Origin of the sequence: Klebsiella sp. S69, assembly GCF_016516145.1 — a bacterium.
Taxonomy (GTDB): domain Bacteria; phylum Pseudomonadota; class Gammaproteobacteria; order Enterobacterales; family Enterobacteriaceae; genus Klebsiella; species Klebsiella oxytoca.
This window is the reverse complement of record NZ_JACVUU010000009.1, coordinates 85,459-97,924: the sequence shown is the minus strand read 5'-3', so window position 1 is coordinate 97,924 and position 12,466 is coordinate 85,459. Positions and strand designations below refer to the sequence as shown.

The following is a 12,466-nucleotide window of genomic DNA, read 5'->3' as shown; positions in this document are numbered from 1 at the left end:
CGAACCCCTTACACGCTTTTCGACAACATTTTTCTGTGAGTATGGATCGACATGACGATACCAAACCCGGCCATCAATACGATTAGGGCAGAGCCCCCGTAGCTGACCAGCGGCAAAGGTACCCCCACCACCGGTAAAATACCACTTACCATACCAATATTTACGAAGACATAAACGAATAAAATCAACATTAAACCACCGGCCATCACTCGGCCAAAGGTGGTTTGCGCCTGGGCGGCGATCCAGAGTCCGCGCATGATAAGCAGTATATACAGCGCCAGCAGGATCAGTACGCCAATCAGCCCCAGTTCTTCCGCCAGTACCGCAAAGATAAAGTCGGTATGGCGTTCTGGCAGAAACTCCAGCTGCGACTGGGTACCGTGCAGCCAGCCTTTACCGCGCAACCCGCCGGAGCCGATAGCGATCTTTGACTGAATAATGTGGTAACCCGCGCCGAGCGGATCGGTTTCCGGGTCGAGCAGCATCATTACGCGCTGGCGCTGATAGTCATGCATCAGGAAGAACCAGAGGATCGGAATAAAGGCGGCGACCAGCACCACCGCAATACCAATCAGACGCCAGCTCAGGCCAGAGAGAAACAGGACAAACAGACCGGACAGGGCGACCAGAATCGAGGTTCCGAGGTCAGGCTGCGCGGCGACCAGCAGCGTGGGCAGGAAAATCAGCACCAGCGCGATGGCGGTATTTTTCAGCGATGGCGGACACACGTCGCGGTTGATAAAGCGCGCCACCATCAGCGGTACGGCTATTTTAGCGATTTCCGACGGCTGGAAGCGGACGATGCCGAGATCCAGCCAGCGCTGCGCCCCTTTGGAAATGGCGCCGAAGGCATCAACCGCCACCAGCAGAATAATACAGAAAATATAGAGATAGGGCGCCCAGCCTTCATAGACCCGCGGCGGGATTTGCGCCATGACGATCATAATAACAATCCCCATAGCGATCTGGCCGATTTTACGCTCCATCATGCCCATATCCTGACCGCTGGCGCTCCAGATAACCAGCGCGCTGTAGGTCAGCAGCGCCAGCAGGATAAGCAGCATGGTGGGATCGAGGTGGATTTTATCCCATAGCGATTTTTTGTTCGGATTATCAGTCATTATTGATCCTCCCCAGCCGTTACCGCCGGATTTTCAGTCGGCAGATTGGTGTTGTTATCGCCCAGCATTATATGATCGAGAATCTGACGCATAATGGTACCGACTGCCGGACCTGCGCCGCCGTTCTCAAGAATAATGGCTACGGCAACCTGGGGGTTGTTGTAAGGGGCAAACGCCGTCATCAGTTTATGGTCACGCAGGCGTTCGGCGATTCTGTGCGCGTTATAGGTCTCATTGGCTTTCAGGCCAAAGACCTGGGCGGTACCTGACTTGGCCGCGATTTTATACGGTGCGCTGGCAAAGTATTTATGCGCGGTACCGTTGCCTCGGTTGGCTACGCCATACATCCCGTCTTTAGCGATTTCCCAAAAACCAGAGTGAATGTCTCCGACCGGCGGTTCATGCGGCTGAACCCAGGGAACCGGTTTACCGTCTTCCACCGTGCTTTGCAGCAGATGCGGTACTTTAACTACTCCGTCGTTAATCAGGATCATCAGCGCCTTGTTCATCTGAATAGGCGTTGCGGTCCAGTAGCCCTGTCCGATCCCGACCGGGATGGTATCGCCCTGGTACCACGGTTTCTTGAAGCGCTTGAGCTTCCATTCGCGAGTCGGCATATTACCGGAGCGCTCTTCCGCCAGATCAACGCCGGTATAGTGGCCGTAGCCGAATTTACCCATCCACTCAGACAGGCGGTCGATGCCCATATCATAGGCAACCTGATAGAAGTAGGTATCGGCGGACTCTTCCAGCGCTTTGGTGACATTCAGATGGCCGTGGCCCCACTTTTTCCAGTCACGGTAGCGTTTTTCCGAGCCGGGAAGCTGCCACCAGCCGGGGTCAAACAGGCTGGTGTTGCGGGTTATGACCCCGGCGCTGAGCGCTGAGACCGCAACGTATGGCTTAACCGTCGAAGCCGGCGGGTAAACGCCCTGGGTCGCGCGGTTGACCAGCGGCGTATTAGGATCGTTGAGGAGTCCGGAGTAATCCTTGCTGGAAATACCGTCAACGAACAGATTAGGGTCGTAGCTTGGCGTCGAAACCAGCGCGAGGATAGCGCCGGTTCGCGGGTCCGTGACGACGACCGCCGCGCGGCTGCCGGCGAGCAGGGTTTCAATATACTGCTGGAGCTTAAGGTCGAGCGTTAAATAGATATCGCGCCCGGCCTGCGGGGGCACCTCTTTGAGCTGACGAATCACGCGGCCGCGGTTGTTCACTTCAACCTCTTCATAGCCGGTTTGCCCGTGCAGGACATCTTCGTAGTAGCGCTCGATCCCCAGCTTGCCGATATCGTGCGTGGAGGCATAATTAGCCAGCTTGCCCTCTTTATCCAGGCGATCGACGTCTTTATCGTTAATTTTAGAGACGTAGCCGATAACGTGGGTCAGAGCGGAGTTATAGGGATAGTAGCGGCGCTTATAGCCTTTAACTTCCACCCCGGGAAAGCGGTACTGGTTGACCGCGAAACGGGCAACCTGCACTTCGCTGAGGTTAACTTTGACCGGAATGGAGGTAAAACGATGCGAGCGGGCGCGCTCTTTTTTAAAGTTCGCCACATCGTCATCGGTGAGATCGATAACGTCGCGCAGCGCATCCAGCGTTTGCTGAACGTTGTCGACCTTCTCCGGCATCATCTCCAGCTGGTAAATCGTGCGGTTAAGCGCCAGCGGCGTGCCGTTGCGATCGTAGATAATGCCGCGGCTCGGCGGAATCGGGACCAGTTTAATGCGGTTTTCGTTTGAACGCGTTTGATAGTCGGTATAACGCACAATCTGCACGTTATAAAGGTTGGCGATCAGTACGCCGGTAAGCAGCAAAATCCCCAAAAAAGCGACCAGCGCCCGGCGCACGAACAGCGAGGATTCAGCCGAATAGTCGCGGAAAGAATTCTGTAATTTCATTCGCTGCTTAGTCTACCCTGGTCATCATTACTCACGGTGGTAAGGGTGGTTGGTGGTAATGCTCCACGCCCGATACAGACTCTCGGCCACCAGTACGCGAACCAGCGGGTGAGGTAGGGTGAGCGTTGAGAGCGACCAACTTTGTTCCGCCGCCGCTTTGCAGGCGGGTGAAAGGCCTTCCGGGCCGCCGATAAGCAGGCTGACGTCGCGGCCATCCTGTTTCCAGCGTTCCAGTTCGCGCGCCAGCTGCGGCGTATCCCACGGTTTCCCCGGAATATCCAGGGTGACGATGCGGTTTTTGCCTGCTGCCGCCAGCATCATTTCGCCCTCTTTTTCAAGAATGCGTTTGATGTCGGCGTTTTTGCCGCGTTTACCGGCGGGGATTTCCACCAGTTCGAACGGCATATCCTTTGGAAAACGGCGCAGATATTCACTAAAGCCGGTCTGAACCCAGTCCGGCATTTTGGTGCCAACGGCTACCAGGTGCAGCTTCACGCGTTAACTCCAGAGTTTTTCCAGCTCGTACAGACGACGGCTCTCTTCCTGCATGACGTGAACCATAACGTCGCCGAGATCGACCACGATCCAGTCCGCGGCGGCTTCGCCTTCAACGCCCAGCGGCAGCATCCCGGCGGCGCGAGACTCCTGCACGACGTGGTCAGCGATGGACATAACATGGCGCGTGGAAGTGCCTGTGCAGATGACCATGCAATCTGTAATGCTGGATTTGCCATGAACGTCAATGGCAACGATGTCCTGACCTTTCAGGTCATCAATTTTGTCGATAACAAAATCCTGGAGTGCTTTACCCTGCAAGAGTTCCCCCTGGGTGTGTGAAGAGTGAAAAACAATAAACAGCCTGACAGTATACCCGAACTGTTGGCAAAGTCGGGATAAATGTCGATAAACGGGCGGTGAAGGCGGCTATCATCCCATCCATCGCCGATGATTGCATCGCCATTTTTGTAAAACAATTTCTGCAAAGTTCAAATGGCGGATACAGCCTGGCTGCGGAGAATAGCAGCCTGCTTTGCACTGTCAATGGTCTGCGCGCAATTCTTCTTCCGCCAGCCAAACGGCCCGGCTATTTAGCACCCGCAGCGTGGTGAATTCAGGCAGGAGATCGATCAGGCTCCACGCGCCATGCTCGATGGGAAAGTGCCACATCGCCGAAGCCGGCATGTGCAGAAGATGAGCGATTAACAGGCTCAGAACCCCCTGGTGACCGACGATCAGCAGATGATTAAGTTCCTGATACTGAGAGAGGGTGGCAGTAAAGCGGCAAACGCGCTCGGAAAAGGCCTGAAAGCCCTCTCCGTTGGTAGGCGCCGCATGCTGCCAGTCGGCGCACCAGGCGGCGTAGTTTTCAGCATCTTCATGCTGCAAATCGCGATGGTGGCGCATTTCCCAGTCGCCGAAGAACATTTCATTGAGCTCAGCGAAGGTATGGCGGGGGATGCTCCGTTCCCCCAGCAGCAGGCTGGCCGTGCGCTGGGTGCGCTCAAGATCACTACAAAACACGCGCTCAAACGGAACGGCATGCAGACGCTGTCCGAGCGTTTGGGCCTGTCTGATTCCACGTTCCGTTAACGCAGTGGGGGCATGCCCGCTGTAGAGACCTGCGACGTTGGCCTCGGTTTCGCCATGCCGAACTAACCATAATTTCATGATGACCCTCTCGAAAGGCGTCTCTGAGACCGTCCTGGCTGCCAGGCTAGCAGTAAAGCTTTTGCTGGTGGATATACTCAAGCACGCTTTCCGGCATCATGTCCGCGCAGGACTCGCCTGCTTCCAGACGCTGGCGAATAAGGGTTGCTGAGATATCAAACCACGGCGTTTCGGCCAGGTAGATAACGCCTGCCGGGGCGCTATGCAGCCGCTCGACGTCATGGGTGAGATGCTTGTCCAGCCACTGCTGATCCTGCTCGCACGCCATCGTCAGCGGGTAGCCGGGGCGTCGGCAGACGATCAAATGAACGTTATCAAGGATGCTGGCATAGTCGTGCCAGGAGGTAAAAGTCAGCAGCGAATCCTGGCCTATGATAAACGCCAGCGGCCGTCCCGGCCCCTGCTCCTGGCGCCACTCGCGCAGGGTCTGCGCAGAATAGGACGGCGTATCGCGCCTAAGTTCACGATCGTCGAGGATAAACAGCGGCTTATCGGCGATAGCCAGTTCCAGCATATGCCGTCGCTGGTCGCTGGTCGCTTCGGGCTGCGGGCGATGCGGTGGCACGTTGTTAGGCACAATGGTGACGCGATTGAGGCCGATTTGGTTGGCCAGAATTTCCACCGGTTTGAGGTGACCGTAATGCACCGGATCGAAGGTGCCGCCGTACATCGCCTGTAACTGAGTCATATCAACCATCAATAAAAACGTCTGCCAGCGCTTTATGGCAGAGCAACAAAGAGAGACTTTCCAGCTCGGGCCAGACGGAGTGCCCGTAATCCTGCTTAAAGGTGAGCTCGGCGCGGGTCAACAACGTGACGGCCTGGCGCAGCTGGTCGGCGCTCAGGCGGGCCAGCGCGTCGCTGACCAGCTGGCGTCGGTTTTGCCACACCCGATGCTTGTCAAACAGGGTACGCAGCGGCGTATGGGCTGATTGCCGCTTCAGGTTGACCAGCAGCAGCAGTTCACGCTGTAGGGTGCGCAGCAGGATAGCCGGTTCACTGCCTTCCAGCCGCAGCTGTTGCAAAACGTGCAGGACGCGTTTGCTTTTACCCGCCAGCAGCGCATCAACCCAATGATAAGGCGTGAAATGCGCGGCGTCGTTGACTGCCTGCTCAACGCGCGGCAGGGTCAGTTTACCGTCCGGCCACAGTAGCGAGAGGCGCTCCAGAGCCTGCGCCAGCGCCAGCAGATTGCCTTCATAGCAGTAGCACAGCAGCTGGCTGGCTGCGTCATCAAGCTGCAGATGATGCTGCTTTGCGCGCGCGGCAAGCCAGCGCGGCAGCTGGGCATATTCCGGCGTCTGACAGCTAACCTGAACGGCACGGCTGGCAAGAGCGGCGATCCACGCGGCGTTCTCCTGCGCTTTCGTCAGCTTATTGCCGCGCACGATCAGCAGAAGATCGTCATGCAGCATGCTGACAAGCGTGGCGAGCTGTTCGTTGATTGCCGCATTGGGGCCGTTCTCCGGCAGGATCAGCAGCAGCGTCTGGCGGCTGGCAAACAGGCTCATCGCCTGACTGAGGGAGAAAAGGGCAGACCAGTCGGTGCTGGCATCAATGCTGGCGGTATGGTGTTCGATAAAGCCCTGGGCGGCAGCGGCTTCGCGGATGGCGTCCTGGCTTTCCTGCAACAGCAGCGGGTCGTTGCCAAGCAGCAGATAGGCCGCGCGCAGCCCTTCAGTGAGCTGCGCGCGGAGCTGTTCCGGGTACAACCGAATCATCAGTTACCCAGCGTGGTGGAGACGCGATTGCCGGAGGTGGAAGCGGCGTTCACCGGCTTCTCATCCTCTTTGGTAGCTTCGACATCCGCAACGTGTACGCTCGGCAGCTTACGGATCAGCTGTTCGGCTGCTTTGTCGTACATTTCCTGAATGATCATGTCCTGCTCGGCATCTTTCGCTAACGCCGCCTGCGGGTTATCGAAGAACGAACGGTAGACTTTGGTCGTGATGGGATAGATATCATGACCAGGGATCAGGACGCTGGCATTCACCGTCATCACCATCTGATATTCAGCAGTACGGCCATCCTGGAAAATAGATGCCGTGTCTTTCTGAATGGACGATGACTCCAGACGCAGGGAAGGGATATCCTTGCGCAGCGTACTGGCATCAACCAGCTCGACGCCGTTCAGGCGCAGCTGATTACGGACAGCGCGACTTAATGGACCATTTGGATCGCCCGACTGGAAGATCATGGTTTTCATTGCGGTCGGAACCTGCGTAGTGCTACGCAGGTGCCAGCCACAACCGGCGGTGATTAACACCGCCAGAGTTAACAACAATGTTGCCAGATATCGCACGCTTCCTCCCGCGCTTAGCCAACTACCAGATTGAGCAGTTTACCCGGAACGTAGATCACTTTACGCACGGTCACACCGTCGAGATATTTCGCGACCAGATGCTCCTGAGCCGCACGCTCGCGCACCTGCTCTTCGGTTGCATCTACCGCAACGGTAATTTTACCACGAACTTTACCATTTACCTGGACGACAACCAGCGTGGTGTCTTCAACCATAGCGCTTTCGTCCGCAACCGGCCACGGCGTGTTGTCAATATCGCCTTCGCCGCCCAGCTCCTGCCACAGGGTAAAGCTGGCGTGCGGGGTGAACGGGTTGAGCATGCGAACGACCGCCAGCAGAGCCTCACGCATCAGCGCGCGATCCTGTTCGCTTTCCTGCGGCGCTTTCGCCAGCTTGTTCATCAGCTCCATAATCGCCGCGATCGCGGTATTGAAGGTCTGACGGCGGCCGATATCATCGGTCACTTTAGCGATCGTTTTGTGTACGTCGCGGCGCAGCGCTTTTTGATCTTCGCTGAGGCTGGCAACATCCAGCGCGGCAACTTCACCCTGCGTGGTATGCTCGTAAACCAGTTTCCAGACGCGTTTCAGGAAGCGGTTGGCTCCTTCCACGCCGGACTCCTGCCACTCCAGCGTCATGTCAGCCGGCGAGGCGAACATCATAAACAGACGCACGGTATCGGCGCCGTAACGTTGAACCATGACCTGCGGGTCGATGCCGTTGTTTTTCGACTTGGACATCTTGCTCATGCCGGTATAGACCAGCTCATGGCCTTCAGCATCTCTCGCCTTCGCAATGCGGCCTTTCTCATCGCGCTCAACGATCGCGTCAACCGGAGAGACCCAGTTACGTTCCCCGTTCGCGCCAACGTAGTAGAAGGCATCCGCCAGCACCATGCCCTGGCAAAGCAGCTGTTTTGCCGGTTCGTCAGAGTTAACCATGCCCGCGTCGCGCATCAGCTTGTGGAAGAAGCGGAAGTACAGCAGGTGCATGATGGCGTGTTCGATACCGCCGATATAAATATCCACCGGCAGCCAGTAGTTCGCCGCTTCCGGGTCCAGCATGCCCTGGTCGTACTGCGGGCAGGTATAGCGCGCGTAGTACCAGGAGGATTCCATGAAGGTATCAAAGGTATCGGTTTCACGCAGCGCCGGCTGGCCGTTTACGGTGGTTTTCGCCCACTCAGGATCGGCTTTAATGGGGCTGGTGATGCCGTCCATGACCACATCTTCCGGCAGAATTACCGGCAGCTGATCTTCCGGAGTCGGCATTACGGTACCGTCTTCCAGCGTCACCATTGGAATCGGCGCGCCCCAGTAGCGCTGACGGGAAACGCCCCAGTCGCGCAGGCGGTAATTCACTTTACGTTCGCCGACGCCAAGTGAAGCCAGCTTATCGGCGATGGCGTTAAAGCCAGCTTCGTGATCCAGACCGTCGAATTCGCCAGAGTTGAACAGCACGCCTTTTTCGGTCAGCGCCTGTTCGGAGAGATCCGGTTCGGAACCGTCGGCGGCCAGAATGACCGGCTTGATCTTCAGACCGTATTTACTGGCAAACTCGTAGTCGCGCTGATCGTGACCCGGAACGGCCATTACCGCGCCGGTGCCGTACTCCATCAGGACAAAGTTTGCCGCCCAGACCGGGATCGCTTCGCCGGTCAGCGGATGAATCGCTTTAAAACCGGTATCGACGCCTTTTTTCTCCATAGTTGCCATTTCGGCCTCGGCAACTTTGGTATTGCGGCATTCGTCGATAAATGATGCCAGTGCAGGGTTGTTCGCCGCAGCCTGCTGCGCCAGCGGGTGACCCGCCGCCACGGCCAGATACGTGCAGCCCATAAAGGTGTCCGGGCGGGTGGTGTAGACGGTCAGCTTGTCGGCGTAGTCATTAACATCGAAGGAGATTTCGACGCCTTCGGAGCGGCCAATCCAGTTACGCTGCATGGTCTTCACGGTATCCGGCCAGTGATCCAGGTTATCAAGATCGTTCAGCAGCTCGTCAGCGTAAGCGGTGATTTTAATAAACCACTGCGGGATCTCTTTACGCTCAACTTTGGTATCGCAGCGCCAGCAGCAGCCGTCGATAACCTGCTCGTTCGCCAGAACGGTCTGGTCGTTCGGGCACCAGTTCACCGCGGAGGTTTTTTTGTAGACCAGGCCTTTTTTATACAGCTCGGTGAAGAACTTCTGCTCCCAGCGGTAGTATTCCGGGGTGCAGGTCGCCACTTCGCGGCTCCAGTCATAGCCAAAGCCCAGCTTTTTCAGCTGATTCTTCATGTAGGCGATATTGTCGTATGTCCACGGTGCCGGAGCTGTGTTGTTTTTCACCGCCGCGCCTTCCGCAGGCAGGCCAAACGCATCCCAGCCGATAGGCTGCAGCACGTTCTTGCCTAACATGCGCTGGTAACGGGAAATTACGTCGCCAATGGTGTAGTTGCGCACGTGGCCCATGTGTAGTCGACCAGAAGGATAGGGAAGCATCGACAGGCAGTAATACTTCTCTTTACTCTCGTCTTCGGTAACTTCAAAGGTGCGCTTCTCGTCCCAGTGTTGCTGGACTTTTGATTCTATCTCTTCCGGGCGGTATTGCTCTTGCATGGCAGCCAGTGGTCCTGTTTTCAATACAGCTACAAAATGTAGCCAATGGATGTGTTATTTCAGATCGGCATAGCATAGCCCAAACGCCAACGTCAAAACAGCCTTTCACACACTTACCGCGAGGAAAGCGCCAGAGAATATTTCACGACTCTGTGGCATGACGGGCAGAGCTATGTGCAGATAACGTCTATCATTAGAAGAAGTTAACCACACCGGAGGCGAAAAGATGAACAAGGTAGCTCAGTTTTACCGAGAGCTGGTGTCGACGCTCAGCGAGCGTTTACGCAATGGAGAACGCGATATCGACGCGCTGGTGGAGCAGGCCAGGGTAAGGATTAGCCAGTCCGGTGAGTTAACGCAGAGTGAAATCGACAACGTTATTCGCGCCGTCAGACGCGATCTGGAAGAGTTTGCGCTCAGCTATGAAGAGAGTCAGGAGGAGCTCACCGATAGCGTCTTTATGCGCGTGATTAAGGAGAGTCTGTGGCAGGAGCTGGCGGATATCACCGACAAAACCCAGCTTGAGTGGCGCGAAGTGTTCCAGGATCTCAGCCACCACGGCGTTTATCACAGCGGCGAAGTGGTTGGGCTCGGCAATCTGGTCTGTGAGAAGTGTCATTACCATCTGCCGGTTTATACGCCGGACGTGCTGCCGCGTTGTCCAAAATGCGGGCACGATCAGTTCCAGCGTCGCCCGTTCGAGCCCTGATCGATCGGGTCTGGTGCATAATTATTGCATCGGGCCCGATTAAAAATGATTAATTGTAAATTTTTTAGCCAATATCAGTTATATATTGGCTTCCGTTTTAAGAATACGTCGTTCATCTTTTTTATCTCAACTGGTGTGCCACTCATTTTTTCACTTAGCCAGCTACAGATTATCGTGCAGCCCATCGCAGGTATCACCGCATATTCTTTTGACCAAATTAGTTTGCAATAAGATGCTCGATGCACGAGATGATGATGGCGATCGCTTGCTAAAGGTGGATGGGCTTTGCCTGATGCAAGGCGTGGCCTGTTGTGGTTAATTATTGGCGATGCGCCGTTACCAGCGCATCGCTTATTTTTTAACGAATAGTATTTATTTCAGCATATTTATACTGCTGTTGCCCGCCCATTTCATAGGCGTAGTTATGAGAAGAATTAAGGACCAGTTTGTTAGCGGAAATAGAGCCCTTACCGCAGGTTGCCAGATAAAAAAATCCGCAGCGATAGCCGCCATTTTTGACTGTTCCTGTGGATATCGTCAGGTTGCCGTTGGCTTTGATAGTATTGTAATTGGTAATGTTAGCATGATTTAGCGTTTTTAAAGATAAATCTCCACTCGCAGAAAGCTGACCTTCATTAAGTATGCCGTTGGCAGCGGCGATATTGTTATTATAGCCATCGATTGTTGCTCTGTTGCGAACATAATTACTTTCTATATTTAATGACTTTCCATAAATATAATAAACATTATCTATAGCATTACTTTTAATCGATAACGAGTTTTGACCAACAACATTACCCTCCTGATCCAAATTTCCATTAGTGGTAATCGTTACGTCATTGCCTGAAATCCGTCCTGAATTATATATTTTCCCGGAATTGATTTGGTCATCCTTTACAGATTTCACGTTGAGGCTGGAGTAGCCCCAGATATTGCCGGTAACGTTGAGGTTATCGCCGCTGAAGGCAACGTTCGTGACATTACCCCGGATTGAACCGCCGTTGTTGATATTTTTGGCGGACACGTCTAACTGGCCATCGGATAGGATATATGAGCCATAGCGAGTAGTGATATCGCCATTGCTGGCTACGGATAATGCTTTAGTTCCGCTAATGGTACCTGTATTAACCAGGTTACCCGTCGAGCTAATCGCTAACCCCTGGCTGCTGGAAATAGTGCCATCATTGGTTAGGGTATCCATGCTACTGAGTTGTGTAACGTAAGCGGTACTTTTAATCGTACCCGTATTTTTCATATCCAATGCTGAAACAATATTTGTCATAAGACCATTCCCGTTGATGGCCCCTTCATTAACCAGAGAACCATAGCTGGTCATGGCGAGCGCGGCATTTGCGGTAATAGTGCCTTTATTACGCACGCCAAGACCTAAGGTATTACCCACCATGCTAATACTATTGGCCTTGATTCCACCCAGGTTACTGATATCGATGCTGTATTCCGGAAAGATCATTTGCATAACCGTTGCTGTTCTCCCAAGGGTAGCTATTTTCCCGGTCTTATTGTCAAACGTGAAGTTACCCGCACCCAATGTAGCATTGGCGGCAGTTACGCTGCCGTTAATCGCAATGGCATCCGCAAGCAGGGCGGCATAGTTAGTAGAGGCATCCATACCTTTATCACCGATGGTGATTTTCCCTTGTGTGACCGTATAGCTATCAATCGCCCCGGTATCGCTCAGGTTGACCTGGCCCGTGGTGAGTACCGCTTTGTTGGTGTTGATAAAACTGCACCCGGAGCAGGTGATGCCGTTGGAGTTGGCGATCACGACATCGGCTTTTTGCCCGTTAACTTCGATAAAGCCCTGCAGGTTACTCATTTTATTGGAGGTCACTTCATTCAAAATAACGGAAGCGCTGCCGTTGGTCAGATTATTATTCTTTGCGATATTACCGTGAGTGCTGTGGTTCACGTCGCTGGCGCTGTTGTTTAAAATAGTGCCGTTAGGGCCGACGTTGAATTCGCGATATAAGTTATGCGAGACGCCTGCGGCATTAGGCGCTTCAATATCAATAACATTTGCCCCTGACCTATGCGTATAGCTTGACGGGTCGGCATAAACAACGGATGAGCTTAGCGCTGCCGCCAGCGCAACATATGAAACCTTGAATTTAAACATGTAATTTATTCCTTTAAATATAAAAAGATGA

At 54.4% G+C, this 12,466-nt stretch carries 11 protein-coding genes; 1 reads left to right on the top strand and 10 read right to left on the bottom strand.

What is annotated here, in order from left to right; translation table 11 throughout:
- Positions 1 to 8 precede the first annotated feature (8 nt).
- The 9 genes from mrdB to leuS all read right to left on the bottom strand — a co-directional run bounded on the left by mrdB (position 9) and on the right by leuS (position 9,589).
- On the bottom strand, positions 9 to 1,121 hold the full coding sequence (gene mrdB / locus IAE27_RS10900; RefSeq protein ID WP_004100156.1) for a peptidoglycan glycosyltransferase MrdB: 1,113 nt from the start codon (positions 1,119 to 1,121) through the stop codon (positions 9 to 11).
- Positions 1,121 to 3,022, bottom strand: coding sequence for a peptidoglycan DD-transpeptidase MrdA (gene mrdA, locus IAE27_RS10895; RefSeq protein ID WP_004100158.1), 1,902 nt, complete (start codon positions 3,020 to 3,022; stop codon positions 1,121 to 1,123). Before mrdA ends, mrdB begins: the two co-directional genes overlap by 1 nt.
- 27 nt (positions 3,023 to 3,049) lie before the next feature.
- The gene (rlmH, locus tag IAE27_RS10890) at positions 3,050 to 3,517 is read right to left on the bottom strand and encodes a 23S rRNA (pseudouridine(1915)-N(3))-methyltransferase RlmH (protein ID WP_004100160.1); all 468 of its coding nucleotides are present in this window, start codon (positions 3,515 to 3,517) and stop codon (positions 3,050 to 3,052) included.
- 3 nt (positions 3,518 to 3,520) lie between these two features.
- Complete coding sequence (gene rsfS, locus IAE27_RS10885; protein ID WP_004100162.1) at positions 3,521 to 3,838, bottom strand: ribosome silencing factor; 318 nt, start codon at positions 3,836 to 3,838, stop codon at positions 3,521 to 3,523.
- 222 nt (positions 3,839 to 4,060) lie between these two features.
- Complete coding sequence (locus tag IAE27_RS10880) at positions 4,061 to 4,690, bottom strand: adenosylcobalamin/alpha-ribazole phosphatase (protein WP_154022725.1); 630 nt, start codon at positions 4,688 to 4,690, stop codon at positions 4,061 to 4,063.
- A 46-nt stretch (positions 4,691 to 4,736) separates the two neighbouring features.
- Entirely contained in the window at positions 4,737 to 5,387 is a 651-nt protein-coding gene (gene nadD / locus IAE27_RS10875; RefSeq protein ID WP_004111375.1) for a nicotinate-nucleotide adenylyltransferase, read from the bottom strand.
- Complete coding sequence (gene holA / locus IAE27_RS10870; protein WP_023320564.1) at positions 5,380 to 6,411, bottom strand: DNA polymerase III subunit delta; 1,032 nt, start codon at positions 6,409 to 6,411, stop codon at positions 5,380 to 5,382. The genes nadD and holA overlap by 8 nt, the downstream gene beginning before the upstream one ends.
- Positions 6,411 to 6,992, bottom strand: coding sequence for an LPS assembly lipoprotein LptE (lptE, locus tag IAE27_RS10865; protein ID WP_004100169.1), 582 nt, complete (start codon positions 6,990 to 6,992; stop codon positions 6,411 to 6,413). The genes holA and lptE overlap by 1 nt, the downstream gene beginning before the upstream one ends.
- A 14-nt stretch (positions 6,993 to 7,006) precedes the next feature.
- Positions 7,007 to 9,589, bottom strand: a complete 2,583-nt coding sequence (gene leuS, locus IAE27_RS10860) for a leucine--tRNA ligase (RefSeq protein ID WP_108704074.1) — start codon at positions 9,587 to 9,589, stop codon at positions 7,007 to 7,009.
- 226 nt (positions 9,590 to 9,815) lie between these two features.
- On the opposite strand from leuS, the gene IAE27_RS10855 reads away from it, so the two are divergent.
- Positions 9,816 to 10,298 (top strand): zinc ribbon-containing protein, encoded by a 483-nt coding sequence (locus IAE27_RS10855; protein WP_004100180.1) that lies wholly within the window; start codon positions 9,816 to 9,818, stop codon positions 10,296 to 10,298.
- A 358-nt stretch (positions 10,299 to 10,656) separates the two neighbouring features.
- On the opposite strand, the gene IAE27_RS10850 is transcribed toward IAE27_RS10855, so the two are convergent.
- Positions 10,657 to 12,435, bottom strand: a complete 1,779-nt coding sequence (locus tag IAE27_RS10850; protein WP_200092411.1) for a filamentous hemagglutinin N-terminal domain-containing protein — start codon at positions 12,433 to 12,435, stop codon at positions 10,657 to 10,659.
- Positions 12,436 to 12,466 lie beyond the last annotated feature (31 nt).